Annotated in this window: 1 protein-coding gene; it reads right to left on the bottom strand. The window is 47.0% G+C overall.

The window, feature by feature from the left end:
- Nucleotides 1–176: 176 nt before the first annotated feature.
- Nucleotides 177–1,415: an ISL3 family transposase gene (locus DXH47_RS11470; RefSeq protein ID WP_129033428.1), complete on the bottom strand. Its 1,239-nt coding sequence runs from the start codon at nucleotides 1,413–1,415 to the stop codon at nucleotides 177–179.
- Nucleotides 1,416–1,418 lie beyond the last annotated feature (3 nt).

Raw genomic sequence — 1,418 nt, 5'->3', positions numbered from 1 at the left:
GGAAGTTTGTCAAATGGTGTTGAAGGATAGTTTCTATCCTTTGGAGATCTCCTCGTGTGGGAGATCTTTTTTGTTGTTTTATTAGTTGCGGCGTTTAATCTGGTGTGTTGTCTGAATATCGTACTTGAAGGCATAACAAATAAGCCTACCATCGTGACGTTATTGTGGTAGATAATCTAGGCAATCAGCTGGTAGACGCGTGTGAACATATTGGCCTGATTGGATAAGCCATAACAAGCACGTTTGAGCTCCTTGATCTTACGGTTGATGCCCTCTATCGGTCCGTTAGAGTAGGACGATTTGGCGGCGTTAATTACTCCATTAAGATTCTTTCGTAGGGTATGCATGGCCGTATCTAGGTGCGTGCCGTTAGGCTGATAGTTAGTGATGATATTCTTGAGTTCATCAGCGTGACGCCCCATCAAAGCATCGTGGAGATCGATGTAGGTTTCATAAGCTGTTTTGAAGGCCGGAAACGCATCGGTTCCAATATCAATAGCGTTCTGTTCGGTCGAGTACTCATTCAGGCCGAAGAGGTAGCGGCTCTTTTGTGCGTCAGGGTTGTCCTTGTGGAATAGGCGCCATAGTGATTTCAGTACTTTATATTCCCGCGAATGCTTGTCGAGTTGCTTTAAACATTGAGTGCGAATGGTATCCATCGTCCGGCCCATTAATTGAATAATGTGGAACCGATCAATAATGAGTTCGGCGTTAGGGAATAGTTCGTGCACGAATGCCTGATAGGAGGCGTTCATGTCCATGATGACGCGTTGAACCGCGGTCCGTTCTGCGGTGCTGTACTGACTAAGAAAGAACTGTTTGATGGTTCTATTAAGGCGGTCGCTAAGTACTTTAACTGATTTGTGAGTGTCGGCGTCAATGCAAATAAACGACATGGAGCCGTGCGTGGAACGGAATTCATCAAAGCATAGATTAATCGGTAACCGGCGGCTCGCGTGTGGATGAATATTAGCCGTCAAAATACGCTGAACTGAGTTTGTCGAAATACCGGTGAGACTGGCGATAGTCTTAGCCGGGAGTGATTTACTGGCTAGCTTCAGCACATGAGTCGCTAGTCCGTGACCGATGGCGTGGTTGGTTGATACCACTGGAGTGGTGGCCGTACAAGTGCTATGGCAGTTACTACAACGCCAGCGTTGCTTGTTTAGCTCTAGAATTACGGGCCGGTCCATGGGTCCTGCAATGTGGACATGAGTGAGCTTGTGTCCGTTAGGGTGCAACGTATTGTATCCACAGCTGGGACAGCGCCTGAGTGTGTAGGTAAGCTCTGCCTGGATGACCAAATACTTTTTGCGACCCGAGCCCCGACCATGAAATTCCTCACGAGTACCGAACACCTGAATGTTTGTGTCTGTAATTCCCAGTAATTTAAGTGTATTATCCAGTTGAGACATCTA

The sequence above is a fragment of the Levilactobacillus suantsaii genome (assembly GCF_004115745.1).
Taxonomy (GTDB): domain Bacteria; phylum Bacillota; class Bacilli; order Lactobacillales; family Lactobacillaceae; genus Levilactobacillus; species Levilactobacillus suantsaii.
Note: the sequence above shows the minus strand (reverse complement) of the source record. Positions and strands in the feature narration are given on the sequence as shown.